The organism is Flagellimonas sp. S3867 (genome assembly GCF_014698935.1).
Classification (GTDB): Bacteria; Bacteroidota; Bacteroidia; order Flavobacteriales; family Flavobacteriaceae; genus Flagellimonas.
In genome coordinates this window covers 1-309 of record NZ_JACVMN010000020.1, presented here as the reverse complement: position 1 = coordinate 309, position 309 = coordinate 1, and the positions used below count along the sequence as shown (strand labels likewise).

Annotated in this window: 1 pseudogene; it reads right to left on the bottom strand. The window is 39.5% G+C overall.

Annotated elements, in window-relative coordinates:
* Positions 1-309, bottom strand: a pseudogene (locus tag IAG46_RS17590) (hypothetical protein); the annotation flags it as partial.

Genomic DNA, 309 nt, shown 5'->3' with positions numbered 1-309 from the left:
CACCCCTCCACCAATCTTTTCCATGATGGGAATCCAGATAATACCCAAAATCACCACAATTGACGTAGCCACTTTTCCAATTTGCAGGAGTTTTTTTTTCCGCAGTAAGCGGTTTTAATTTTTTATAGATATCAATAGTGAAAATAGTTGAGCATGAATTAAATACAGAGGCAAGAGAACTCATTAACGCAGCCATCTTTGGACCGGCCACCAATCCTTTTAACCCAACGGGAAGCAATGTTTTTACAAGTACTGGAAACACCTCATCACTTTTTTCATAGGTCAACACACCTTGTTTGGCAAGAGCAA